Below are 22,556 nucleotides of genomic sequence, written 5' to 3' on the forward strand. Positions count from 1 at the left end.
CGTCGGTGGTGCCTTCCGCACGGGGGAGGGATGGGGGCTCATGAAGAGGGGGACACCGTTTCGGTGTCCCCCTCCTGGCCGCTACTCCTGGCGGGCCGCGGTGAGATGTTCGGCGTGTTCCTGGAGGGAACGCACGCCCACGTCTCCGCGGGACATGGCCTCGATGCCCTGCACGGCGGCGGCCAGCGCCTGGACCGTGGTCAGGCAGGGGACGCCGCGGGCGACGGCGGCGGTACGGATGTCGTAGCCGTCCAGCCGGCCACCGGTGCCGTAGGGGGTGTTGACGATCAGGTCGACCTGGCCGTCGTGGATCAGCTGGACGATGGTCTTCTCACCGTCCGGCCCCTCGCCCTCGGACTGCTTGCGCACCACGGTGGTGTTGATGCCGTTGCGGCGCAGCACCTCGGCGGTGCCGGAGGTGGCGAGCAGCTCGAAGCCGTGGGCGACCAGCTCACGGGCCGGGAAGATCATCGAGCGCTTGTCCCGGTTGGCGACCGAGACGAACGCGCGGCCCTTGGTGGGCAGCGCCCCGTAGGCGCCGGCCTGGGACTTGGCGTACGCGGTGCCGAAGACCGAGTCGATGCCCATGACCTCGCCGGTGGAGCGCATCTCCGGGCCGAGGACGGTGTCCACCCCGCGGCCGTGGATGTCACGGAACCGCGACCAGGGCATCACGGCTTCCTTGACGGAGATCGGCGCGTCCAGCGGCAGGGTGCCGCCGTCGCCGGTTTTGGGCAGCATGCCCTCGGCGCGCAGCTCGGCGATGGTGGCGCCCAGCGAGATCCGGGCGGCGGCCTTGGCGAGCGGTACCGCGGTGGCCTTCGAGGTGAAGGGCACCGTACGGGAGGCGCGGGGGTTCGCCTCCAGGACGTAGAGGATGTCCCCGGCCATCGCGAACTGGATGTTGATCAGTCCGCGGACGCCGACGCCCTTGGCGATGGCCTCCGTCGAGGCGCGCAGCCGCTTGATGTCGAAGCCGCCGAGGGTGATCGGGGGCAGCGCACAGGCGGAGTCGCCGGAGTGGATACCGGCCTCCTCGATGTGCTCCATGACGCCGCCGAGGTAGAGCTCGTGGCCGTCGTAGAGCGCGTCGACGTCGATCTCTATGGCGTCGTCGAGGAACCGGTCGATGAGGACCGGGTGGCGGTCGATCAGGCCGGCGTGCCGGGTGAGGTACTCCCCCAGCGAGGGCTCGTCGTAGACGATCTCCATACCGCGGCCGCCGAGCACGTAGGACGGGCGGACCATGACCGGGTAGCCGATCTCGGTGGCGATCTGCTTGGCCTCGGCGAAGGAGAACGCGGTGCCGTACTTGGGGGCCGGCAGTCCGGCCTCGGTCAGCACCCGGCCGAAGGCGCCGCGCTCCTCGGCGAGGTCGATCGCCTCGGGCGAGGTGCCGACGATCGGCACACCGTTGTCCTTGAGCGCCTGTGCCAGGCCCAGCGGGGTCTGCCCGCCGAGCTGGACGACGACACCGGCGACCGGACCGGCCTGGGTCTCGGCGTGCACGATCTCCAGGACGTCTTCCAGCGTCAGCGGCTCGAAGTACAGACGGTCGGAGGTGTCGTAGTCCGTCGAGACGGTCTCCGGATTGCAGTTGACCATCACGGTCTCGTAGCCGGCGTCGCTGAGCGCGAACGAGGCGTGGACGCAGGAGTAGTCGAACTCGATGCCCTGGCCGATGCGGTTGGGGCCGGAGCCGAGGATGATCACGGCCGGCTTCTCGCGCGGGGCGACCTCGGTCTCCTCGTCGTAGGAGGAGTAGAAGTACGGCGTCTTCGCGGCGAATTCGGCGGCGCAGGTGTCGACCGTCTTGTAGACCGGGCGGACCCCGAGGGAGTGCCGGACCTCGCGGACGACGTCCTCGCGCAGCCCGCGGATCGCGGCGATCTGGGCGTCGGAGAAGCCGTGGCGCTTTGCGTCCGCGAGGATCTCCGGGTCGAGCTTGTCGGCCGCGGCGATCTCGTCGGCGATCTCCTTGACGAGGAAGAGCTGGTCGACGAACCACGGGTCGATCTTCGTGGCGTCGAAGACCTCCTGCGGGGTGGCCCCGGCCCGGATCGCCGCCATGACCGTGTTGATCCGGCCGTCGGTCGGGACCTGGGCCTTCTCCAGCAGCGCGGCCTTGTCCCCCGGCTCGGAGACGAAGTCGAACTGGCTGCCCTTCTTCTCCAGGGAGCGCAGGGCCTTGTTGAGCGCCTCGGGGAAGTTACGGCCGATGGCCATGGCCTCGCCGACCGACTTCATGGTCGTGGTCAGCGTGGCGTCGGCGGCCGGGAACTTCTCGAAGGCGAAGCGCGGCACCTTGACGACGACATAGTCGAGGGTCGGCTCGAAGGAGGCCGGGGTCTTCTCGGTGATGTCGTTGGGGATCTCGTCGAGGGTGTAGCCGACGGCGAGCCGGGCGGCGATCTTCGCGATCGGGAAGCCTGTGGCCTTGGAGGCCAGCGCCGAGGAGCGCGAGACGCGGGGGTTCATCTCGATGACGATGACCCGGCCGTCCTCGGGGTTGACCGCGAACTGGATGTTGCAGCCGCCGGTGTCGACGCCGACCTCACGGATCACCGCGATGCCGATGTCCCGCAGGATCTGGTACTCGCGGTCGGTGAGCGTCATGGCCGGCGCGACGGTGATCGAGTCGCCGGTGTGCACGCCCATCGGGTCGAAGTTCTCGATGGAGCAGACGACCACGACGTTGTCGTTCTTGTCGCGCATCAGCTCCAGCTCGTACTCCTTCCAGCCGAGGATGGACTCCTCCAGGAGCACCTCGGTGGTCGGCGAGAGCGTCAGGCCCTGGCCGGCGATCCGGCGCAGCTCCTCCTCGTTGTGGGCGAAGCCGGAGCCGGCGCCGCCCATGGTGAAGGAGGGGCGGACGACGACGGGGTAGCCGCCGAGCTCGTCGACGCCCTTCAGGACGTCGTCCATGGAGTGGCAGATGTACGAGCGGGCGGACTCGCCGTGGCCGATCTTGCGGTTGACGGCCTCGACGACCTCCTTGAAGAGGTCGCGGTCCTCGCCCTTGTTGATCGCCTCGACGTTGGCGCCGATCAGCTCGACGTCGTACTCGGCGAGGGTGCCGGACTCGTGCAGCGAGATCGCGGTGTTCAGCGCGGTCTGGCCGCCCAGGGTCGGCAGCAGCGCGTCGGGGCGCTCCTTGGCGATGATCTTCTCGACGAACTCCGGGGTGATCGGCTCGACATACGTCGCGTCGGCGATCTCCGGGTCGGTCATGATCGTCGCCGGGTTGGAGTTCACCAGGATGACGCGCAGGCCCTCGGACTTGAGGACCCGGCAGGCCTGGGTGCCGGAGTAGTCGAACTCGGCGGCCTGGCCGATGACGATCGGGCCGGAGCCGATGACCAGGACGGACTGGATATCGGTGCGCTTAGGCACGCTGGCCCTCCATCAGGGATACGAAGCGGTCGAAGAGGTACGCGGCGTCGTGCGGACCCGCTGCTGCTTCGGGGTGGTACTGGACGCTGAAGGCCGGCTGGTCGAGGAGGTGCAGACCCTCCACCACGTTGTCGTTGAGGCAGACGTGGGAGACCTCGGCACGGCCGAAGGGGGTGTCGGAGACCTTGTCGAGCGGGGCGTCGACGGCGAACCCGTGGTTGTGCGCGGTGACCTCGACCTTGCCGGTCGTACGGTCCTGCACCGGCTGGTTGATGCCGCGGTGGCCGTACTTGAGCTTGAAGGTGCCGAAGCCCAGGGCGCGGCCCAGGATCTGGTTGCCGAAGCAGATGCCGAACAGCGGCGTCTTGCGCTCCAGCACTCCGCGCATGACGGAGACCGGGTGGTCGGCCGTGGCCGGGTCACCGGGGCCGTTGGAGAAGAACACGCCGTCCGGGTTCACCGCGTAGACGTCCTCGACGGTGGCGGTGGCGGGGAGCACGTGCACCTCGATGCCGCGCTCGGCCATCCGGTGCGGGGTCATGCCCTTGATGCCCAGGTCGATCGCGGCGACGGTGAACTTCTTCGTACCGATCGCCGGGACGACGTAGGACTCCTTGGTGGCGACCTGCGTGGACAGGTCGGCGCCCTGCATCTCGGGGGCCTGGCGCACCTTGGCCAGCATCGTGCCCTCGTCGGGCAGCGCCTCGCCGGAGAAGATGCCGACCCGCATGGCGCCGCGCTCCCGCAGATGCCGGGTCAGCGCGCGGGTGTCGACGCCGCTGATGCCGACGACGCCCTGGGCGACCAGCTCGTCGTCCAGGGAGCGCACCGAGCGCCAGTTGGACGGGAGCCGGGCGGGGTCACGGACGACGTAACCGGCGACCCAGATCCGCTGCGACTCGGGGTCCTCGTCGTTCACACCGGTGTTGCCGATGTGCGGGGCGGTCATGACGACGACCTGGCGGTGGTACGAGGGGTCGGTCAGCGTCTCCTGGTAGCCGGTCATGCCGGTGGAGAACACCGCTTCGCCGAAGGTCTCCCCCACGGACCCGTAGGCGCGGCCGCGGAAGGTGCGGCCGTCCTCCAGGACGAGTACGGCGGGGATCTTGGCGGTCCCCCTGGTGGAGGTCGTCATCGTGCGCCTTCCGTTTCGGTGTGCTCGGTGGTGCTGGTGTGGTGCTCGGTGGTGCTGTGCTCGGTGGTGCTCAGCCGGTCGATGGCCGCGACCCAGGCCGGGTGCTCGCCCGCACGGTCGGAGCGGAAGCCGGAGTCGATCTCCTTGTCCCCGTGCCGCCAGGTGACGATCAGCAGGCCGCCCTCGGGGAGGACCTTGCCGGCGATGCCCTTGTCGAGGCGGGCGCCGCGCAGTGCGGCGGCCGGCACGAAGAAGTCCTGGGCGCCCGGCCGTACGACGTCCAGGCCCTGGTCGGTCAGGGTCAGCTCGACGCGGCTGCGGGTGCCCAGACCGCGGGCCACGATCCGGTCGAGCCACTGCCCGGCGGTGGTGGAGCCGTGGTAGCGGCCGCTGAGGGTCAGCTCGGGCCTGCCGGGGTCTTCCGGGGTGGCCGGCAGCTCGGGCAGATCACCCTGGAGCGTGCCGCGCCACTTCCAGCCCTGGCGCATCAGCCAGTAGACGAAGGCGACGAAGGCCAGCAGGCCGACGACCCAGGAGATCCGGGCGGCCCAGTCGGTGACCGGCGCGGATTTCTGCGCTTCGGCCAGGTGGATCAGTGGAGGAATCACGCCAGCTTCCCGTCGACGACCGTTGCCCGGCCCCGCAGGAAGGTGTGGGTGACGCGTCCCGGCAGCTCACGGCCCTCGTAGGGGGTGTTGCGGCTGCGGGAGGCGAAGCCCGCGGGGTCCACCTCTCCACGGTAAGCGGAATCGAGCAGCGTGAGGTTGGCGGGCTCACCAGCCGAGACGGGACGGCCGTGGCCCTTGGCCTGCCCGATCCGCGCGGGCGCGTAGGACATCCGGTCCGCGACGGCCGCCCAGGTCAGCAGGCCGGTCTCGACCATCGTCTGCTGCACGACCGACAGCGCGGTCTCCAAGCCCACCATGCCCATGGCGGCCGCGGCCCACTCGCAGTCCTTGTCCTCGTGCGGGTGCGGGGCGTGGTCGGTGGCGACGATGTCGATCGTGCCGTCGGCGAGGGCCTCGCGCAGGGCCATCACGTCGCGCTCGGTGCGCAGCGGCGGGTTGACCTTGTAGACGGGGTTGTAGGTGCGCACCATCTCGTCGGTGAGGAGCAGGTGGTGCGGTGTGACCTCGGCGGTGACGTCGATGCCGCGGGACTTGGCCCAGCGGACGATCTCGACGGAGCCGGCGGTCGACAGGTGGCAGATGTGCACCCGCGAGCCCACGTGCTCGGCCAGCAGGACATCCCGGGCGATGATCGATTCCTCGGCCACCGCAGGCCAGCCGCCGAGCCCCAGCTCCGCCGAGACGATGCCCTCGTTCATCTGGGCGCCCTCGGTGAGCCGCGGCTCCTGGGCGTGCTGCGCGACGACGCCGCCGAAGGCCTTCACATACTCCAGCGCCCGGCGCATGATCACGGCGTCGTGCACGCACTTGCCGTCGTCGGAGAAGACGGTGACCCCGGCGGCGGACTCGTGCATGGCGCCCAGCTCGGCGAGCTTGCTGCCCTCCAGGCCGACGGTGACGGCACCGATGGGCTGCACATCGCAGTAGCCGTGCTCCTTGCCGAGGCGGTAGACCTGCTCGACCACGCCGGCGGTGTCGGCGACGGGGAAGGTGTTGGCCATGGCGAATACCGCGGTGTAGCCACCGGAGGCGGCCGCCCGGGTACCGGTCAGCACGGTCTCGGAGTCCTCGCGGCCCGGCTCGCGCAGGTGAGTGTGCAGGTCGACGAGGCCCGGCAGAAGGATCTTGCCCTCGGCCTCGATGACGTCGGCGCCCTCGGCGGACAGCCCGGCGCCGACGGCCTCGATGGTCTCGCCGTCGATCAGGACGTCCTGGGCCTCGCCGCCGAGCACCTTCGCACCACGGATCAGGATCTTGCTCATGTACTTACTTCTCCTCGGTACGGGTGTGGGTCACGGCGGGCTCGTTGCCACCGAGCAGCAGGTACAGGACGGCCATGCGGACGGAGACGCCGTTGGTCACCTGCTCGACGACCGTGCAGCGGTCGGAGTCGGCGACCTCGGCGGTGATCTCCATGCCGCGGACCATCGGGCCGGGGTGCATCACGATGGCGTGCTCGGGCATCCGCGCCATCCGCTCGCCGTCCAGGCCGTAGCGGCGCGAGTACTCCCGCTCGGTCGGGAAGAAGGCGGCGTTCATCCGCTCGCGCTGCACCCGCAGCATCATCACGGCGTCGGTTTTCGGCAGGACGCGGTCGAGGTCGTAGGACACCTCGCACGGCCAGGTCTCGACGCCGACCGGCACCAGGGTGGGCGGGGCGACGAGGGTGACCTCGGCGCCGAGGGTGTGCAGGAGGTCGACGTTCGAGCGCGCGACGCGGCTGTGGAGCACGTCGCCGACGAGGGTGATGCGCCGCCCGCTCAGGTCCTGGCCGAGCCCGGCGTCCGGGCCGGTCAGCCGGCGCCGCATGGTGAAGGCGTCGAGCAGGGCCTGGGTGGGGTGCTGGTGGGTGCCGTCGCCGGCGTTGATGACGGGAGCGTCGATCCAGCCGGAGTTGGCGAGCCGGTAGGGGGCGCCGGAGGCGCTGTGCCGTATGACGACGGCGTCGACGCCCATCGCCTCCAGGGTCTGGGCGGTGTCCTTGAGGGACTCTCCCTTGGAGACGCTGGACCCCTTGGCGGCGAAGTTGATGACGTCCGCGGAGAGCCGCTTCTCGGCGGCCTCGAAGGAAATCCGGGTCCGGGTGGAGTCCTCGAAGAAGAGATTGCAGACCGTGCGTCCCCGCAGGGTGGGGAGCTTCTTGATCGGCCGGTCGGCGACCCGGGCCATTTCCTCGGCGGTGTCGAGGATCAGGACGGCGTCGTCGCGCGTGAGGTCGGCGGCCGAGATGAGGTGACGCTTCATCCGGTGTTCTCCGTGGGTGAAGGAGGTGTACGGGAATGTCCGTTGAGCGGGCATGCCTGCGGGCCCGGGGTCACCGGGTCCGTGCGCGGTGCGCTATCGCTCGCCGGCCGGGGCGGTGTGCTTCACGCCGAGCAGCACGGCGTCCCGGCCGTCCTCCTCGGTGAGCTGGACCTTGACCGTCTCCCGCAGCGACGTGGGGAGGTTCTTGCCCACGTAGTCGGCGCGGATCGGCAGTTCGCGGTGGCCCCGGTCGACGAGGACCGCCAGCTGTACGGCGCGCGGCCGGCCGATGTCGCCCAGCGCGTCCAGCGCGGCGCGGATCGTGCGCCCGGAGAAGAGGACGTCGTCGACGAGCAGGACGACCCGGCCCTCGATGCCGTCGGCGGGGATGTCCGTGCGGGCGAGCGTGCGGGCGGGGCCCAGGCGCAGGTCGTCGCGGTACATCGTGATGTCGAGCGAGCCGACCGGGACCGTACGGCCGGTGATCTCTTCGAGCTTCTCGGCCAGTCGCCGGGCGAGGAAGACGCCGCGGGTGGGGATCCCCAGGAGCACCACATCGTCCGCGCCCTTGGCGCGCTCGACGATCTCGTGGGCGATACGGGTGAGCATGCGCGCGATGTCCGGGCCTTCGAGCACCGGCCGCGCGGGGAGCTGAACCCTCGTGTCGGAGTTGCTTGCGTCCATACGAAACGGACCTCCTTCTCCGCCTCACGGGACGGACCTTAAAGGACGTCGGAATTACGCGCCCCAGGCTACCAGGGGGCCCGCCACGGCCCGTCCGCACCCCTGACGGGTGAGGGTCTGCCCCGTTCCGCTTGACGAAGTCAGATTACGCTGCGTAACCTCACAGTGAGTTACCAGCCCGCGGCGGAGCCGCATGTCGATAGAGCCGTCTGGGGAGTTTTATGTCCAGCGAATACGCCAAACAGCTCGGGGCCAAGCTCCGCGCCATCCGCACCCAGCAGGGCCTTTCTCTCCATGGCGTCGAGGAGAAGTCCCAGGGCCGCTGGAAGGCCGTGGTGGTGGGTTCGTACGAGCGCGGCGACCGCGCCGTGACCGTGCAGCGCCTTGCCGAGCTGGCGGACTTCTACGGCGTCCCGGTGCAGGAACTGCTGCCGGGCACGACACCGGGCGGAGCGGCCGAGCCGCCGCCGAAGCTGGTGCTCGACCTGGAGCGCCTCGCCCATGTCCCGCAGGAGAAGGCCGGCCCGCTTCAGCGCTACGCCGCCACCATCCAGAGCCAGCGCGGTGACTACAACGGCAAGGTGCTCTCGATCCGCCAGGACGATCTGCGCACCCTCGCGGTCATCTACGACCAGTCGCCCTCGGTGCTGACCGAGCAGCTGATCAGCTGGGGCGTGCTCGACGCCGACGCACGCCGTGCCGTGTCACACGAGGAGCTCTGACCCCTCGCACCGCAGAAACGTACCGCCGCTCCGGGCTTCCGGGGCGGCGGTTCTGTATTCCGGGGCCTCTCCTGACCACTCCGGACGCGCCGGTCGCCTGCGAGGTACCCCCACGAGGCCGCTGACGGCGTTCTGCGGGCATGCGAAGGGCCCGGAGCCCAACCCTTGGCTCCGGGCCCGTTCGCACGCTCTGCCGACCGCCTGCTACGCCTCGCGCCGCAGGCTCGGCTTCAGCTCCTTGAGCCGGCCGAGGAGGCCGTTGACGAAGGCCGGGGAGTCGTCCGTGGAAAACTCCTTGGCGAGCTGCACGGCTTCGTCGATCGCCACCGCGTCCGGCGTGTCGTCCACCCAGAGCAGCTCGTAGGCACCGAGCCGCAGGATGCTGCGGTCGGCCGCCGGCATCCGGTCCAGGTCCCAGTCGACCGCGTAGGTGGAGATCAGCTCGTCGATGCGGGTGACATGGTCCGCGTATCCCTCGACCAGCTCCAGGGTGTATTCGTTCACCGGCGGCTGTCGTGGATCGGTCCGGGCGTGCCGCATCCAGTCCGCGAGCACGGACTGCACATCGGCACCGCGCTGGTCGGCCTCGAAGAGTATCTGGAAGGCGCGCTTACGGGCCTTGGTGCGGGCAGCCACGGTTAGCTGTTCACCCGGCCGAGGTAGTCGCCCGTGCGGGTGTCGACCTTGATCTTCTCACCGGTGGTGATGAAGAGCGGCACCTGGATGGAGTAGCCGGTCTCCAGCTCGGCGGGCTTGGAGCCGCCGGTGGAGCGGTCGCCCTGCACACCGGGCTCGGTGTGCTTGATGGTCAGCTCGACCGCGGCCGGGAGCTCGACGTAGAGCACCTCGCCCTCGTGCTGCGCCACGACCGCCTCGAAGCCCTCGATGAGGTAGTTCGCGGCGTCACCGACGGCCTTGCGGTCGACGTGCAGCTGGTCGTAGGTGTCCATGTCCATGAAGACGAAGTAGTCGCCGTCCATGTACGAGAACTGCATTCCGCGCTTGTCGACGGTGGCCGTCTCGACCTTCACGCCGGCGTTGAAGGTCTTGTCCACCACCTTGCCGGACAGCACGTTCTTGAGCTTCGTGCGGACAAAGGCGGGGCCCTTGCCGGGCTTGACGTGCTGGAACTCGACGACGGACCAGAGCTGGCCGCCTTCGAGCTTGAGCACCATGCCGTTCTTGAGGTCGTTCGTGGATGCCACGGTTGCGGAATCTCCTGGACTGCCAGTGGTGGGACCCCGGAGCGGCGCACGCCGAAACCCTACGGCTCAGAGTGCGAGCAGCTCCTTGGTCGTGATCGTGAGTAGCTCGGGCCCGCCGTCCGCCTCGGGGCGGACGACGAGTGTGTCGTCGATCCGGACACCCCCACGGCCCGGGATGTGAACCCCCGGCTCGACGGTGACCGGCACGCAAGCGTCCAGTTTACCCATGGCGGCAGGGGACAACTGAGGGTCCTCATCGATTTCGAGTCCCACACCGTGCCCGGTCCACGGTCCGAGCCGCTCCCCGTACCCCGCGGCGTCCAGGACATGGCGGGTCACCCGGTCCACCTCGCGGCACTCCACACCCGGCGCGAGCGCCTCGCGGCCGGCGCGCTGGGCTGCGAAAACGAGATCGTACAGCTCGATCTGCCAGTCCGAGGGCGTGGTGCCGATGACGAAGGTCCGGCCGATCTCGCAGCGGTAGCCGCGGTAATTGGCGCCGAGCCCGACGCTGAGGAAGTCGCCCTCCTCGACCCGCCGGTCGGTGGGCAGATGCCCGGGGCGGCCGGCGTTCGGGCCGGTCGCGACGGAGGTGGGGAAGGCCGGGCCGTCCGCGCCGTGGTCGACCAGCCGGCGCTCCAGCTCCAGCGCGAGATGCCGCTCGGTACGGCCGACCAGGATCGATTCCAGGAGCTCCCCCAGGGCCTGGTCGGCGATCTCCGCGGCGATCCGCAGACAGGCGATCTCGTCGTCGTCCTTGACCAGCCGCTGCGCCTCGACCGCGCACGCCATATCGGTCAGCCGCAGTTGCGGCGCGACCTGCGAGAGCGCCCGGTGCCGGGTGACGGTGAGGTGGTGCTCCTCGACGGCCAGGGTGTCCGCGCCGGCCTTCGCGGCCAGGTCGGCGCCCGCCACCACCGGGTCGCCACCACGGGTCGGCAGCACCGAGACCCGTACGTCCTCGGCCGGGCGCCCCTCGGAGGGATCACCGCTCAGCGGGCTGCCACAGAGCAGCACATCGTCGGCCGGTCCCAGCAGCAGCGCGGCGCCCGGCGGGGCACAACCGGTGAGGTAGCGGACGTTCGCGGGGCGCGAGATCAGTGCGCCGGCGCTTCCGGCCCCGGCTACGCGGTCCCGCAGACGCGTGCGTCGGGCCGCGTACAACTCGGACATATCACGAGCGTACGGCGACTCCCCCGAGGCGGCCGGTCGAGCGGGGCCGCCCGGGGTACCGGTGCCGTCCTACCAGTTGGGCGGGCTGGCGATGCTGCGGGCGACGACGTCGTCCAGCACCCGCACCGTGGTGGCGACGTCGTGCTGGGAATTGTCGATGATCGGCAGGCCGGAGCCGTACCAGCCGGCCATCCGCCCGTGGATCCTGGCCACCTCTTCGTCGGAGAGCCGGCGGTTGCCGCTGCGCCGGGCGTTGCGCTCCAGCACGATCTCCAGGCCGGGCAGCAGCACGATCGGCAGCAGCCCGGGGCCCACATGCCGCTTCCAGCCGCCGAGGCCGACGACCGGCCGGTCGGGGAAGACGGCGTCGTCGAGGATGCAGGAGATGCCGTTGGCGAGGAAGTTACGGGCCGCGAAGCCGCAGGTGCGGCGGGCGAGGCGGTACTGCGCCTCGGAGTGGTCGTTCCAGCCGGACTGCGGGTCGGCGAAGCCCGAGCGGACCCATTCGCGGACATCGTCGAGGCTGATGTGCGCGGTCGGCACCCGCCGGGTGTCGGCCCAGTGGCGCGCCACGCTCGTCTTGCCGGCCCCGGCCGGGCCGATGAGCAGCACCGCGACGGCCGCGTGCGCGGCGTCCGGTGCGGCATCGGTGGGCGGGCTGGGCAGCGGCACCGGGGCGCCCGGGGGCAGCGGCACATGGCCGGTGACGTCCATGCCGTGCTGAGTGGGCGGGGCCTGCTGGGGTGCGGGCCCGTGCCAGCCCTGGCCGGCAGCCGGGGCGGGCTGCTGCACGGGCGGCTGCGGAGCGGCGGGTGCCTGCGGCGGGGGCGAAGGGGCCGGGGGCGAGGCGGGCGGATTGTGCCCACCCGGTGCGTGCCCTCCCGGGTGGGGCGTCCAGTGCATGGATGCCCCGGGTCCTGATGCCTGCCCGCGGGGCGGTGGCAGCGGAGCCCCCACTGCGTACTGCATCCGGTGGCTCTCCGTCTCGTGCGGTCGACGTGGTGCGGTGCTCCCGGCTCACGCCGGATGGCGCCCGGGCGCCGGGCTCGGCTGCCCGGTGCCCCGTGCGGTAACCCACCGGCCCGGAGGGGCCGTTGTGCCCCACAGCCGTCGGCGTGGGTGGTGCTGCTGCGAACGGTACCCTCCCGGACACGGCCGGTGGGTCTCCTGCCCCCGGCGCTCGCTGCGGGAACGGCCGGGGGCGCCGTACGAGCCGAGAGGCGTCAGTCGCCCAGTTCCTCGGCCAGCGCGCGGAGCGCGAGCCGGTAGGAGCCGATACCGAAGCCGGCGACCGTACCGCTGGCGATGGCCGCGATGACCGAATTGTGGCGGAACTCCTCGCGGGCATACGGGTTGGAGATGTGCACCTCGATCAGCGGGGCGGTGCGCTGGGCGGCCGCGTCCCGCATGCCGTACGAATAGTGCGTGAAGGCACCGGGGTTGATGATGACCGGAATCGATCCGTCGGCGGCCTCGTGCAGCCAGCGGATCATCTCGCCCTCGTCGTTGGTCTCCCGGACCTCGGCGTCGAACCCCAGCTCCTTGCCGAGCCCGGTGCACTCCTCGACCAGGCCGGTGTAGGAGGTGGCGCCGTAGACATCGGGCTCACGGGAGCCCAGCCGGCCGAGGTTGGGCCCGTTGAGGACGAGCACCCGACGGGGCTTGCCGCGCGCAGCACTCATGCCGCTCACGCCGCGATCTCGGCGTGTGCGGCGAGCAGCATGGCCGGGTCCGGGCCCTCCAGGACGGTCGGCTTGGCGAGGCCGTCCAGGACGATGAAGCGCAGCCGGTCACCGCGGGACTTCTTGTCGACCTTCATGGTCTCCAGCAGCTTGGGCCACTGGTCGCCCCGGTAGGTCAGCGGCAGCCCGACGGACTCCAGGACGGAGCGGTGCCGGTCGGCGGTGGCGTCGTCCAGGCGGCCGGCGATCCGGCCGAGTTCGGCGGCGAAGACCATGCCGACGGAGACGGCCGCGCCGTGCCGCCAGTTGTAGCGCTCGTTCTTCTCGATGGCGTGCGCGAGGGTGTGGCCGTAGTTGAGGATCTCCCGCAGTCCGGACTCCTTGAGGTCCGCGGAGACCACCTCGGCCTTGACCCGGATCGCCCGCTCGATCAGCTCGGCGGTGTGCGCACCGTCCGGGCGCTTGGCGGCCTCCGGGTCCGACTCGATCAGGTCGAGGATCGCCGGGTCGGCGATGAAGCCGGCCTTGATGACCTCGGCCAGCCCGGAGACGTAGTCGTGCACCGGCAGCGAGTCCAGCGCGGCCAGGTCGCAGAGCACCCCGGCCGGCGGGTGGAAGGCGCCGACGAGGTTCTTGCCCTCGGCGGTGTTGATGCCGGTCTTGCCGCCGACCGCCGCGTCCACCATGCCGAGCACGGTGGTCGGTACGGCGATCCAGCGCACCCCTCGCAGCCAGGTCGCGGCGACGAAGCCGGCCAGGTCGGTGGTGGCCCCGCCGCCGACGCCGACGATGACATCGCTGCGGGTGAAGCCGGACTGGCCGAGCGCCTTCCAGCAGTAGGCCGCGACCTCGGCGGTCTTGGACTCCTCGGCGTTCGGCAGCTGGATGGCGATCGCCTCGTAGCCCTGGGAGGCCAGGTCCTCGCGCAGCGCCTCTCCGGTGGCGGCCAGCGCCTCCGGGTGCAGCACCGCGACCCGCCGGACACCCTCACCGATCAGGCCCGGGAGTTCACCGAGCAGCTGCCGCCCGACGAGCACCTCATACGGATCGGTGCCCGCCGTGCCGCCTACCTGGATCCGGGTGGCCTGCTCCGTCATGCCTGTTCCTCCCTGTGGGCGGCCTGCGGGGCGTCTCCCGCGGCCTGGCGTAGCTCCAGCGCGTCCAGGATCGCCTCGACGACCTGCTCGGGGGTCCGCTCCCCCGTGGCGATCACGGCGCGCGCGACCTCGGTGTACAGCGGGCGGCGGCGCTCCATCAGCTCGCGCCACTGCTTGCGCGGATTGACGGCCAGCAGCGGGCGGGGCGCGTCCAGGCCCACCCGCTTGACGGCGTCCGCGAGTTGGACGTCCAGGAAGACCACCGGCAGTCCGGTCAGCAGCTTGCGGGTGCCCTCGTCGAGGATCGCGCCGCCGCCGAGCGCGAGCACGCCCGGATGGCCGTCGAGCGCGTCACGCACCGCGGCCCGCTCCAGCTCGCGGAAGTGCGGCTCGCCCTGGTCGATGAAGATCTCGGCGATCGGCCGGCCGGCCGTGGCGACGATGTCGGCGTCGGTGTCCCGGTAGCCGACGCCCAGCCGCTCGGCCAGCAGCGCGCCCACCGTCGACTTACCGGCCCCGGGCGGGCCGATCAGCACGACGACCGGGGACGTCATTTGATCGCCAGGTTGTCGAGGAAGTTCCGCACATTGCGGCGGGTCTCCGGCACGCTGTCGCCGCCGAACTTCTCCACCACCGCATCCGCCAGCACGAGCGCCACCATGGCCTCGGCGACGATACCGGCGGCCGGCACGGCGCAGACGTCCGAGCGCTGGTGGTGCGCCTTGGCCGCCTCGCCGGTGGTCACATCGATGGTCGCCAGCGCCTTCGGCACCGTCGCGATCGGCTTCATGGCGGCACGCACCCGCAGCAGCTCGCCGGTCGTCAGCCCCCCCTCGGTGCCGCCGGAGCGGCCCGAGCTGCGCTTGATGCCGTCGTCGGTGGCGACGATCTCGTCATGGGCCTTCGAGCCCGGCACCCGCGCCAGGTCGAAGCCGTCGCCGACCTCGACGCCCTTGATGGCCTGGATGCCCATGAGGGCGGCGGCCAGCCGGGCGTCCAGACGCCGGTCCCAGTGCACATGCGAGCCGAGGCCCACCGGCACGCCGTAGGCCAGCACCTCGACCACACCGCCGAGGGTGTCACCGTCCTTGTGGGCCTGGTCGATCTCGGCGACCATCGCCTTGCTCGCGTCCGCGTCCAGGCAGCGCACCGGGTCGGCGTCCAGCTTCTCGACGTCGGAGGGCTTGGGGTGGACGCCGTACGGGGCCTTGGCCGAGGCCAGCTCGACGACATGCGAGACGATCTCGATGCCGGCCGTCTCCTTGAGGAAGGACCGGGCGACCGTGCCGAGGGCGACCCGGGCGGCGGTCTCGCGGGCGGAGGCGCGCTCCAGGATCGGGCGGGCCTCGTCGAAGCCGTACTTCTGCATACCGGCGAGGTCGGCGTGGCCGGGGCGGGGACGGGTCAGCGGCGCGTTACGGGCCAGCGCGGCCAGCTCCTCCGGGTCCACCGGGTCGGCCGCCATCACCTGCTCCCACTTGGGCCACTCGGTGTTGCCGACCATGATCGCCACGGGCGAGCCCATCGACAGACCGTGCCGCACCCCGCCCAGGAAGGTGACCTCGTCCTGCTCGAACTTCATCCGGGCACCGCGGCCATAGCCGAGCCGGCGCCGGGCCAGCGCGTCCGCCACCATCTCCGTGGTGATCGGCACGCCGGCCGGAAGGCCCTCCAGCGTCGCCACGAGTGCGGGGCCGTGCGACTCCCCCGCCGTCAGCCAGCGCAACCTGCTCAACGGTGCTCCTCATGTACTGCTCATCCGCGTACGGTCTCTCCCTGATCCTCCCACGTCGCGCGGGACGACCGGCGCCCAGTCCAGGGTGCGGACCGGGCGCGCGGGGACGGACGGGACGGACCGGGCGGAAGGGTCCGGTGCGGAGGGTCAGCGGGCGGTGAGCGCCGCCTCGCCCGCCGTGCGCATCGCGGCCAGCGGCGCCGGGGACCGGCCCGTCATCCGCTCCACCTGGAGCACGGCCTGGTGGACCAGGAGGTCGAGGCCGCCGACCACGGCGCCGCCGCGGTCGGACCAGGCCGTGGCCAGCGCCGTCGGCCAGGGCTCGTAGAGCACGTCGAAGAGCGTGCCGGGCCGGTCGGGGACCGCGGCGGCGAGCGCGTCGGTGGTCCCCGCCGGGGTGGTCGCGATGGTCAGCGGTGCCTCGAAGGCCGCGGCGGCGTCCTCCCAGGCGGCGGTGCGGACCGTGACGCCGAGCCGCTCGCCCCAGCCGCGCATCTCGTCGGCACGCGCCGCGCTGCGGACGTACGCGGTGACCTCGCCGGTGCAGATCCGGGAGAGCGCGGCGAGCGCGGAGGAGGCGGTGGCACCGGCCCCCAGGACCGACGCCCGCTCGACCTGTTCCACCCCGCGCTCACGCAGCGCCGCGAGCATGCCGGGGATGTCGGTGTTGTCGCCGACGCTCCGGCCGCCCTCGGTGAAGACCACCGTATTGACGGCCTCCACCGAAGCAGCGACATCGCTGACCTCGTCCAGCAGCGGAATCACCGCGCGCTTGAGCGGCATGGTCAGCGACAGACCCGCCCACTCGGGGCCGAGCTTCTCCAGAAAACCGGGCAACGCCGCCTCGTCGACCTCGTAGCGGTCGTACGCCCAGTCCTCCAGCCCCAGTTCCGCATACGCGGCGCGGTGCAGCACCGGGGAGAGGGAATGGGCGATCGGGGAGCCGAGTACCGCAGCCCGACGGGTGGTGCTCATTGCTTGGCTTTCTCTTGTTCCTTGAGGTAAATGCGGCGGTTGCGTTCGTGCTCTTCGTTCGTCTCGGCGAACAGCGTCTTTTCCGGATTGATCGAGACGAAGTAGTACCAGTTGCCCTTGGTCGGGTGGATCGCCGACTTCAGCGCCTCTTCACCCGGGTTACCGATCGGTCCCGGCGGCAACCCCTTGAACTTGTAGGTGTTGTAGGGATCGTTGAAGTTCCGCAGGTCGTCGACGGAGCCCGTGTCGAGCGTGCTCTGGGACCTGGCGTAATTCACCGTCGAGTCGAAATCCAGCAGACCGTAGGTCTCGGTGTTGTTCGGCTTGAGACGGTTGTAGACGACCCGTGCGACCCGGTCGAAGTCGTGCTTGTACTTGCCCTCGGCCTGCGTGAGGCTGGCGACGGTGAGCAGCTGCGTCGGCGAATCGAGGTGCAGCTTCCGGGCATTCCCCTCCAGGTCGTACTTCCCGTAGACCTGGTTCGCGCGCGCCACCATCTGCTTCAGGACCGCCGCCGGCTTCGTGTTCTCCCCCACGCTGTACGTCGACGGATAAAGGAACCCCTCCAGCGGGTCCTTTATCTTCGCGGAGGCGTTGGCCCACGAGGGCAGGCCGAGGCTCTTGGACTCGGTCTTGGCGATGCCCTTGGTCGTGCCCGTCTTGAGGTGGAGCTTTTTGTCGATGAGTTTGTAGACGTCGCCGGAGCGCAGCCCTTCACGGATCGTGAGGCCGTTGCGGCTCTTGGGGTCCGCCATCAACTCGACGGCCGAGGCCGCGGACATGTGCTTGCGCAGGGAATATGTCCCCGGCTGAAGGACTTTGTCCTTCTTGCTGTCGACGGCCGCCTCGGAGAACGCGTCGGCGCTCTTGACCACACCGGCTTTCTTGAGGGCCAGACCCATCTGAAGGATCGTGGAACCGTCCGGGACCTCGACCTGGACCTCACCGGTTCCTTCGCCCTCGTAGTCGGGGGCCGAACCGAGGTGGCTCATGATGAAGTCATAGCCGAAGTAGCCGACGACACCGACGGCTCCGGCGAAGAACAGGGTGACGACCAGGCAGGTCCGGCCGCTGTGCCGTTTGTTCTTCTTGTCCTTCTTGTTCTTCTTGCCGCGGCGTTCGCGGCCGCCGCGGCCCTCCTCGCGCGGGTCGTGGTCGTCGCGGTCGTCGTCATCGCCGTGGTCCGCGAAGAACGCGTGCTCCGGCTCCGGCTCGCGCGGCTCCGGCTCGGCCCGCCAGTCGTCGCCGGCCCCGGTGCCCTCGTCGTAGTAGGGCTCCCGCTGCTGGGGATGCGGCGGCTGCTGGTACTGCTGTTGCTGATGCAACCCCTGCTGGGCCTGCTGCCGCGGATGCTGGGGCTGCGGCGGATAGGCCTCGGGAGCGGCGTAGTAGTCGGGGCTCGCCCCGCCGTACGGGTCGGCCGGTGGCTGCTGCCCGTAGGGGTCGTACGGGTCGTAGGGCGCCTGCCCGCCCTGCGTCCCGTCCCAGCCGCCGTTGTAGTGCTGCTGGGCGTACGGGTCAGCCTGCTGCTGGGGATACCGGTGGGCCTGCTGTCCGTCCCACTGAGGCTGCTGGTCCTGGCCTCTGGAGGAACCGTCTCCGTAGAGCGGGTCCTCGGGATGCCACGGTTCGGAGCCGTAGCCCCGGCCATACTCGGTCATCGATCCCCTAGAGCCAAGAGGCGGTGCACTCCGGCCCGGCAGTGCGCTTGCGGTAACCCGGTCCGCCTCTACTTGCACGCGCGGCTGTTCGAACGCCGCACATCGCGCGGAACGTTACCGTACCGCGATCAGATGACCACTTCGACGCTCTCGCCAGGAGGTTCCCCGGAGACGCGTTCGGTCTCCAGCGCGCTCTGCAGGATCACCACCGCGGCGGCCTGGTCGACCACCGAGCGGCCCTTCTTGCTCCGGACCCCGGAGGCCCGCAGCCCCTGGGTGGCGGTGACCGTCGACATCCGCTCGTCGACCAGCCGGACCCCTACGGGGGCGATGTTCCGGGCCATCTCCTGGGCGAAGGCCCGGACCTTGGCCGCGGCCTGCCCCTCTCCCCCACTGAGGGAGCGGGGCAGGCCGACCACGACTTCGAGGGGCTCGTACTCCTCGACGATCGCCTTGAGCCGACGGTGTGCTGACGGGACATCACGTCCCGGCACGGTCTCGACGGGGGTGGCGAGGACCCCGTCGGGGTCGCACGAGGCGACCCCGATACGGGCGTCCCCGACATCCACGGCGATGCGCCGGCCGCGTCGCATCTCACTCACGCGCGTCAGGCCGCCTCGGCGACGAGGCGCTCGACGGCCTCGATGGCCTCGGGCACCGCGGCGGGGTTCTGACCGCCGCCCTGGGCGACGTCCGGCTTGCCGCCGCCACCGCCGCCGAGCGTCTTGGCGGCCGTACGGACCAGGTCACCGGCCTTGATACCGCGCTCGCGGGCGGCCTCGTTGGTGGCGATGACCGTCACCGGGCGGCCGTTGGCGACCGAGAACAGCGCCACGACGGCGGCACGGTCGCCCTGGATCCGGCCGCGGACGTCCAGCACCAGCTTGCGCAGATCGTCGGCGGAGGTGCCGTCCGGGACCTGCCCGGCGGCCAGCGCCACCCCGCGCACGTCCTTGGCGCCCTCGGCCAGCCCGGCGGCGGCCTGGAGCACCTTCTCGGCGCGGAACTTCTCGATCTCCTTCTCGGCGTCCTTCAGCTTGGCCAGGACACCGGAGATCTTCTCCGGCAGCTCCTCCGGGCGGCCCTTGACCAGCTCGGTGAGCTGGGAGACGACAGTGTGCTCCCGGGCCAGGAACTTGTAGGCGTCCACGCCGACCAGCGCCTCGACCCGGCGCACGCCGGAGCCGATGGACGACTCGCCGAGCAGCTTCACCAGGCCCAGCTGAGCGGTGTTGTGGACGTGGGTCCCGCCGCACAGCTCCTTGGAGAAGTCGCCGATGGTGACGACCCGGACACGGTCGCCGTACTTCTCACCGAATTCGGCGATGGCGCCCTGCTTCTTGGCGTCCTCCATGCTCATGACCTCGGCATGCACATCGAGCTCACGGGCGAGGACGTCGTTGATCTTCTGCTCGACGTCGGTCAGCACCGTGCCGGGCACGGCGGCCGGCGAGCCGAAGTCGAAGCGGAAGCGGCCCGGGGAGTTCTCCGAACCGGCCTGGGCGGCCGTCGGGCCGAGGGCGTCGCGCAGCGCCTGGTGGGTGAGGTGGGTGGCGCTGTGGGCGCGGGCGATGGCGCGGCGGCGGCTGACGTCGATGGTGGCGAACGCGGCCGAGCCGAGCACCACCTCGCCGACCTGGACGACGCCCTTGTGGACCGTCACGCCGGGCACCGGCTGCTGGACGTCGCGGACCTCGACGACGGCGCCGGAGTCCAGCTTGATCCGGCCGGTGTCGGCGAGCTGGCCGCCGCCCTCGGCGTAGAAGGGGGTGCGGTCCAGGACGACCTCGACCTCGTCGCCCTCGTGGGCGGCGGGGGCCGGGGCGCCGTTGACCAGGAGGCCGACGATGGAGGACTCGCCCTCGGTGGCGCTGTAGCCGGTGAACTCCGTGCTGCCGGACTTGTCGGCGACCTCACGGTAGGCGGACAGGTCGGCGTGGCCGCTCTTCTTGGCCTGGGCGTCGGCCTTGGCGCGGTCCCGCTGCTCCTTCATCAGACGGCGGAAACCGTCCTCGTCCACCGAAAGGCCCTGCTCGGCGGCCATTTCGAGGGTGAGGTCGATCGGGAAGCCCCAGGTGTCGTGGAGCAGGAACGCCTTGTCGCCGGGCAGGACCGAGGAGCCGGCGGCCTTGGTGTCCGTGACGGCGGTGTCGAGGATGTTGGTGCCGGCCTTCAGCGTCTTGACGAAGGCGGCCTCCTCGGCGAGGGCGACCGTCTCGATGCGGCGGCGGTCCTCCAGCAGCTCCGGATACTGCTGGCCCATGGTCTTGATGACCACGTCCAGCAGCTCGCCGATGACCAGCCCGGTGGCGCCGAGCAGCCGCATGTTGCGGATGGCTCGGCGCATGATGCGGCGCAGGACGTAGCCACGGCCCTCGTTGCCCGGGGTGACGCCGTCGCCGATGAGCATCGTGGACGTGCGGATGTGGTCGGCGACGACGCGGAGCGAGACATCGGTGGCGTCGGAGTCGCCGTAGCGCACCCCGGAGAGCTCGGTGGCCTTGTCGATGACGACGCGCAGGGTGTCCGTCTCGTACATGTTCGGGACGTCCTGGAGGATCATCGCCAGGCGTTCGAGACCGAGGCCGGTGTCGATGTTCTTGCTGGGCAGCTCGCCGAGGATCTCGAAGTCCTCCTTGCCGGTGCCCGCCCCCCGCTCGTACTGCATGAAGACCAGGTTCCAGATCTCCACATACCGCTCGTCGTTGACGGCCGGGCCGCCCTCGACGCCGAACTCCGGGCCGCGGTCGTAGTTGATCTCGGAGCACGGGCCGCAGGGGCCCGGGACGCCCATGGACCAGTAGTTCTCCTTCTTGCCCAGGCGCTGGATGCGCTCCTTGGGCACCCCGATGACCTCGTGCCAGATGCGCTCGGCCTCGTCGTCCTCGAGGTAGACGGTGATCCAGAGGCGCTCGGGGTCGAGGCCGTAGCCGCCGTCGGCCTGCGAGCCGGTCAGCAGCTCCCAGGCGTACTTGACGGCGCCTTCCTTGAAGTAGTCGCCGAAGGAGAAGTTGCCGCACATCTGGAAGAACGTGCCGTGCCGGGTGGTCTTGCCGACCTCTTCGATGTCCGGCGTACGGACGCACTTCTGCACGCTGGTGGCGCGCGGGGCGGGCGGCTTGACCTCACCGAGGAAGTACGGCTTGAAGGGGACCATGCCCGCGTTGACGAGGAGCAGCGTCGGGTCGTCCGCGATGAGCGACGCCGACGGCACGACGGTGTGCCCGCGCTCCTCGAAGAAGCGCAGCCAGCGGCGGCGGATTTCAGCCGACTCCATCAGTGGTCCTCTTTTCCAGTCGGTCCGGTCAGACCGGTGTGTCCGGTTGTTCTCGTGGTTCGGTACTGCGGTTCGAGCACCGCACGGCGCGGTGCCGGCAGCTCGCGCACCCCGTCCGGCTCGCCGAGCCCCAGGGCGTCGTGCAGCTGCTCTTCACGGTCCGCCATTCCGGTGCGTACGTCCAATGCAAATTGGCGCAGCCGGTGTCCGGTCTCGACGGCCTTGTCCGCGGCCTGTGCGGCGAGGCTGTCGGGCTGTAGCTTGCGCAGCTTGCGGTGGACCTTGTTGGTGGCCCACACGCCGGCGGCGGCGCCGGTGGTGAACCAGAATGCGCGGCGGAACATCGCTGTGATCAGTCCTTGGAGCGACGGTTGCGGCGCCCGCCGCGGCGGGCGCCGGGCAGGGTACGGCCGAGGACGACGGTGCGCTTCGGCTCCGGTTCGCCCTTCTTGCCGATCGCGCGGCGCACGCCGTAGCCGAACGCCGCCACCTTGACCAGCGGGCCGCCGAAGGCGGAGGACACGGTCGAGGAGAGCGCGGAGGCGTTGGCGGTGACCTCTTGGACGTCGGCGGCGATGGCATCGACGCGGGCCAGCTGGGTGTGCGCGGAGCGGACCGTTGCGGAGGCGTCGGCGAGGAGTGGCACGGCCTTCTCGGACACCTCGGCCACCATCTTGGTGGTCGCCTTGAGCGTCTGTGCGAGCCTCACCAGCACGAGGGCGAGGAACGACACAAGGATCGCCCAGAAGACGGCCACGAGGATCCCGGCCACCTCTCCACCGGACACGTTGGCACCACTCTCCGACTGGTTTGGTCTGGTTCTCGTCCTGCTCGAACGGCAACCTTGACCTTATCGCGCCGTGACTGTCCGTCCGTACCCCGTTCCCGGTCACACGGGGCGGGCGCCGGGGGAATCCCGCGGGGTGATTGTACGGTCCGCATCC

General features: G+C 70.7%; 21 protein-coding genes. 1 reads left to right on the plus strand and 20 read right to left on the minus strand.

Going from position 1 to position 22,556, the window contains the following annotated elements; genetic code table 11:
* Window positions 1–81 precede the first annotated feature (81 nt).
* The 6 genes from carB to pyrR all read right to left on the minus strand — a co-directional run bounded on the left by carB (window position 82) and on the right by pyrR (window position 8,085).
* Window positions 82–3,393 carry a carbamoyl-phosphate synthase large subunit gene (carB, locus tag TU31_RS20640; protein WP_042156850.1) on the minus strand — a complete coding sequence of 1,104 codons (3,312 nt, stop codon included), beginning with the start codon at window positions 3,391–3,393 and terminating at the stop codon, window positions 82–84.
* A complete protein-coding gene (carA, locus tag TU31_RS20645; RefSeq protein WP_042156852.1) occupies window positions 3,386–4,528 on the minus strand; it encodes a glutamine-hydrolyzing carbamoyl-phosphate synthase small subunit in 1,143 nt (380 codons plus the stop codon). The genes carB and carA overlap by 8 nt, the downstream gene beginning before the upstream one ends.
* On the minus strand, window positions 4,525–5,136 hold the full coding sequence (locus TU31_RS20650; protein ID WP_063770812.1) for a PH-like domain-containing protein: 612 nt from the start codon (window positions 5,134–5,136) through the stop codon (window positions 4,525–4,527). The genes carA and TU31_RS20650 overlap by 4 nt, the downstream gene beginning before the upstream one ends.
* Entirely contained in the window at window positions 5,133–6,419 is a 1,287-nt protein-coding gene (locus TU31_RS20655) for a dihydroorotase (protein WP_042156854.1), read from the minus strand. Before TU31_RS20655 ends, TU31_RS20650 begins: the two co-directional genes overlap by 4 nt.
* Window positions 6,420–6,423: 4 nt before the next feature.
* Complete coding sequence (locus TU31_RS20660; RefSeq protein WP_042156856.1) at window positions 6,424–7,401, minus strand: aspartate carbamoyltransferase catalytic subunit; 978 nt, start codon at window positions 7,399–7,401, stop codon at window positions 6,424–6,426.
* 93 nt (window positions 7,402–7,494) lie between these two features.
* A complete protein-coding gene (gene pyrR / locus TU31_RS20665) occupies window positions 7,495–8,085 on the minus strand; it encodes a bifunctional pyr operon transcriptional regulator/uracil phosphoribosyltransferase PyrR (protein ID WP_042156858.1) in 591 nt (196 codons plus the stop codon).
* 221 nt (window positions 8,086–8,306) lie between these two features.
* Here pyrR and bldD point away from each other — a divergent pair, with 221 nt between their 5' ends.
* Entirely contained in the window at window positions 8,307–8,807 is a 501-nt protein-coding gene (gene bldD, locus TU31_RS20670) for a transcriptional regulator BldD (protein ID WP_018087605.1), read from the plus strand.
* A gap of 204 nt (window positions 8,808–9,011) precedes the next feature.
* On the opposite strand, the gene nusB is transcribed toward bldD, so the two are convergent.
* The 14 genes from nusB to TU31_RS20740 all read right to left on the minus strand — a co-directional run bounded on the left by nusB (window position 9,012) and on the right by TU31_RS20740 (window position 22,399).
* A complete protein-coding gene (nusB, locus tag TU31_RS20675) occupies window positions 9,012–9,443 on the minus strand; it encodes a transcription antitermination factor NusB (protein WP_042156860.1) in 432 nt (143 codons plus the stop codon).
* 2 nt (window positions 9,444–9,445) lie between these two features.
* A complete protein-coding gene (gene efp, locus TU31_RS20680) occupies window positions 9,446–10,012 on the minus strand; it encodes an elongation factor P (protein ID WP_018087607.1) in 567 nt (188 codons plus the stop codon).
* Window positions 10,013–10,078: 66 nt separating this feature from the next.
* Complete coding sequence (locus tag TU31_RS20685) at window positions 10,079–11,185, minus strand: aminopeptidase P family protein (RefSeq protein ID WP_042156862.1); 1,107 nt, start codon at window positions 11,183–11,185, stop codon at window positions 10,079–10,081.
* Between the two features lie 69 nt (window positions 11,186–11,254).
* On the minus strand, window positions 11,255–12,154 hold the full coding sequence (locus TU31_RS20690; RefSeq protein WP_063770813.1) for a Pro-rich N-terminal domain-containing protein: 900 nt from the start codon (window positions 12,152–12,154) through the stop codon (window positions 11,255–11,257).
* Window positions 12,155–12,408: 254 nt separating this feature from the next.
* Entirely contained in the window at window positions 12,409–12,867 is a 459-nt protein-coding gene (gene aroQ, locus TU31_RS20695) for a type II 3-dehydroquinate dehydratase (protein ID WP_042156866.1), read from the minus strand.
* 5 nt (window positions 12,868–12,872) lie between these two features.
* Entirely contained in the window at window positions 12,873–13,964 is a 1,092-nt protein-coding gene (gene aroB / locus TU31_RS20700) for a 3-dehydroquinate synthase (protein WP_042156867.1), read from the minus strand.
* Window positions 13,961–14,518 (minus strand): shikimate kinase, encoded by a 558-nt coding sequence (locus TU31_RS20705; protein ID WP_042156870.1) that lies wholly within the window; start codon window positions 14,516–14,518, stop codon window positions 13,961–13,963. The genes aroB and TU31_RS20705 overlap by 4 nt, the downstream gene beginning before the upstream one ends.
* On the minus strand, window positions 14,515–15,699 hold the full coding sequence (gene aroC, locus TU31_RS20710; RefSeq protein WP_042156872.1) for a chorismate synthase: 1,185 nt from the start codon (window positions 15,697–15,699) through the stop codon (window positions 14,515–14,517). The genes TU31_RS20705 and aroC overlap by 4 nt, the downstream gene beginning before the upstream one ends.
* 147 nt (window positions 15,700–15,846) lie before the next feature.
* Window positions 15,847–16,674, minus strand: a complete 828-nt coding sequence (locus TU31_RS20715; RefSeq protein ID WP_042156874.1) for a shikimate dehydrogenase — start codon at window positions 16,672–16,674, stop codon at window positions 15,847–15,849.
* Entirely contained in the window at window positions 16,671–18,335 is a 1,665-nt protein-coding gene (mltG, locus tag TU31_RS20720; protein WP_042156875.1) for an endolytic transglycosylase MltG, read from the minus strand. Before mltG ends, TU31_RS20715 begins: the two co-directional genes overlap by 4 nt.
* 128 nt (window positions 18,336–18,463) lie before the next feature.
* The gene (gene ruvX, locus TU31_RS20725) at window positions 18,464–18,928 is read right to left on the minus strand and encodes a Holliday junction resolvase RuvX (RefSeq protein WP_042156877.1); all 465 of its coding nucleotides are present in this window, start codon (window positions 18,926–18,928) and stop codon (window positions 18,464–18,466) included.
* Between the two features lie 14 nt (window positions 18,929–18,942).
* Window positions 18,943–21,612 carry an alanine--tRNA ligase gene (gene alaS / locus TU31_RS20730; RefSeq protein ID WP_042156878.1) on the minus strand — a complete coding sequence of 890 codons (2,670 nt, stop codon included), beginning with the start codon at window positions 21,610–21,612 and terminating at the stop codon, window positions 18,943–18,945.
* Window positions 21,612–21,956: a DUF6167 family protein gene (locus tag TU31_RS20735; RefSeq protein WP_042156880.1), complete on the minus strand. Its 345-nt coding sequence runs from the start codon at window positions 21,954–21,956 to the stop codon at window positions 21,612–21,614. Before TU31_RS20735 ends, alaS begins: the two co-directional genes overlap by 1 nt.
* 8 nt (window positions 21,957–21,964) lie before the next feature.
* A complete protein-coding gene (locus TU31_RS20740) occupies window positions 21,965–22,399 on the minus strand; it encodes a DUF948 domain-containing protein (RefSeq protein ID WP_181018639.1) in 435 nt (144 codons plus the stop codon).
* Window positions 22,400–22,556: the final 157 nt, after the last annotated feature.

Origin of the sequence: Streptomyces lydicamycinicus (assembly GCF_000829715.2) — a bacterium.
Lineage (GTDB): Bacteria > Actinomycetota > Actinomycetes > Streptomycetales > Streptomycetaceae > Streptomyces > Streptomyces lydicamycinicus.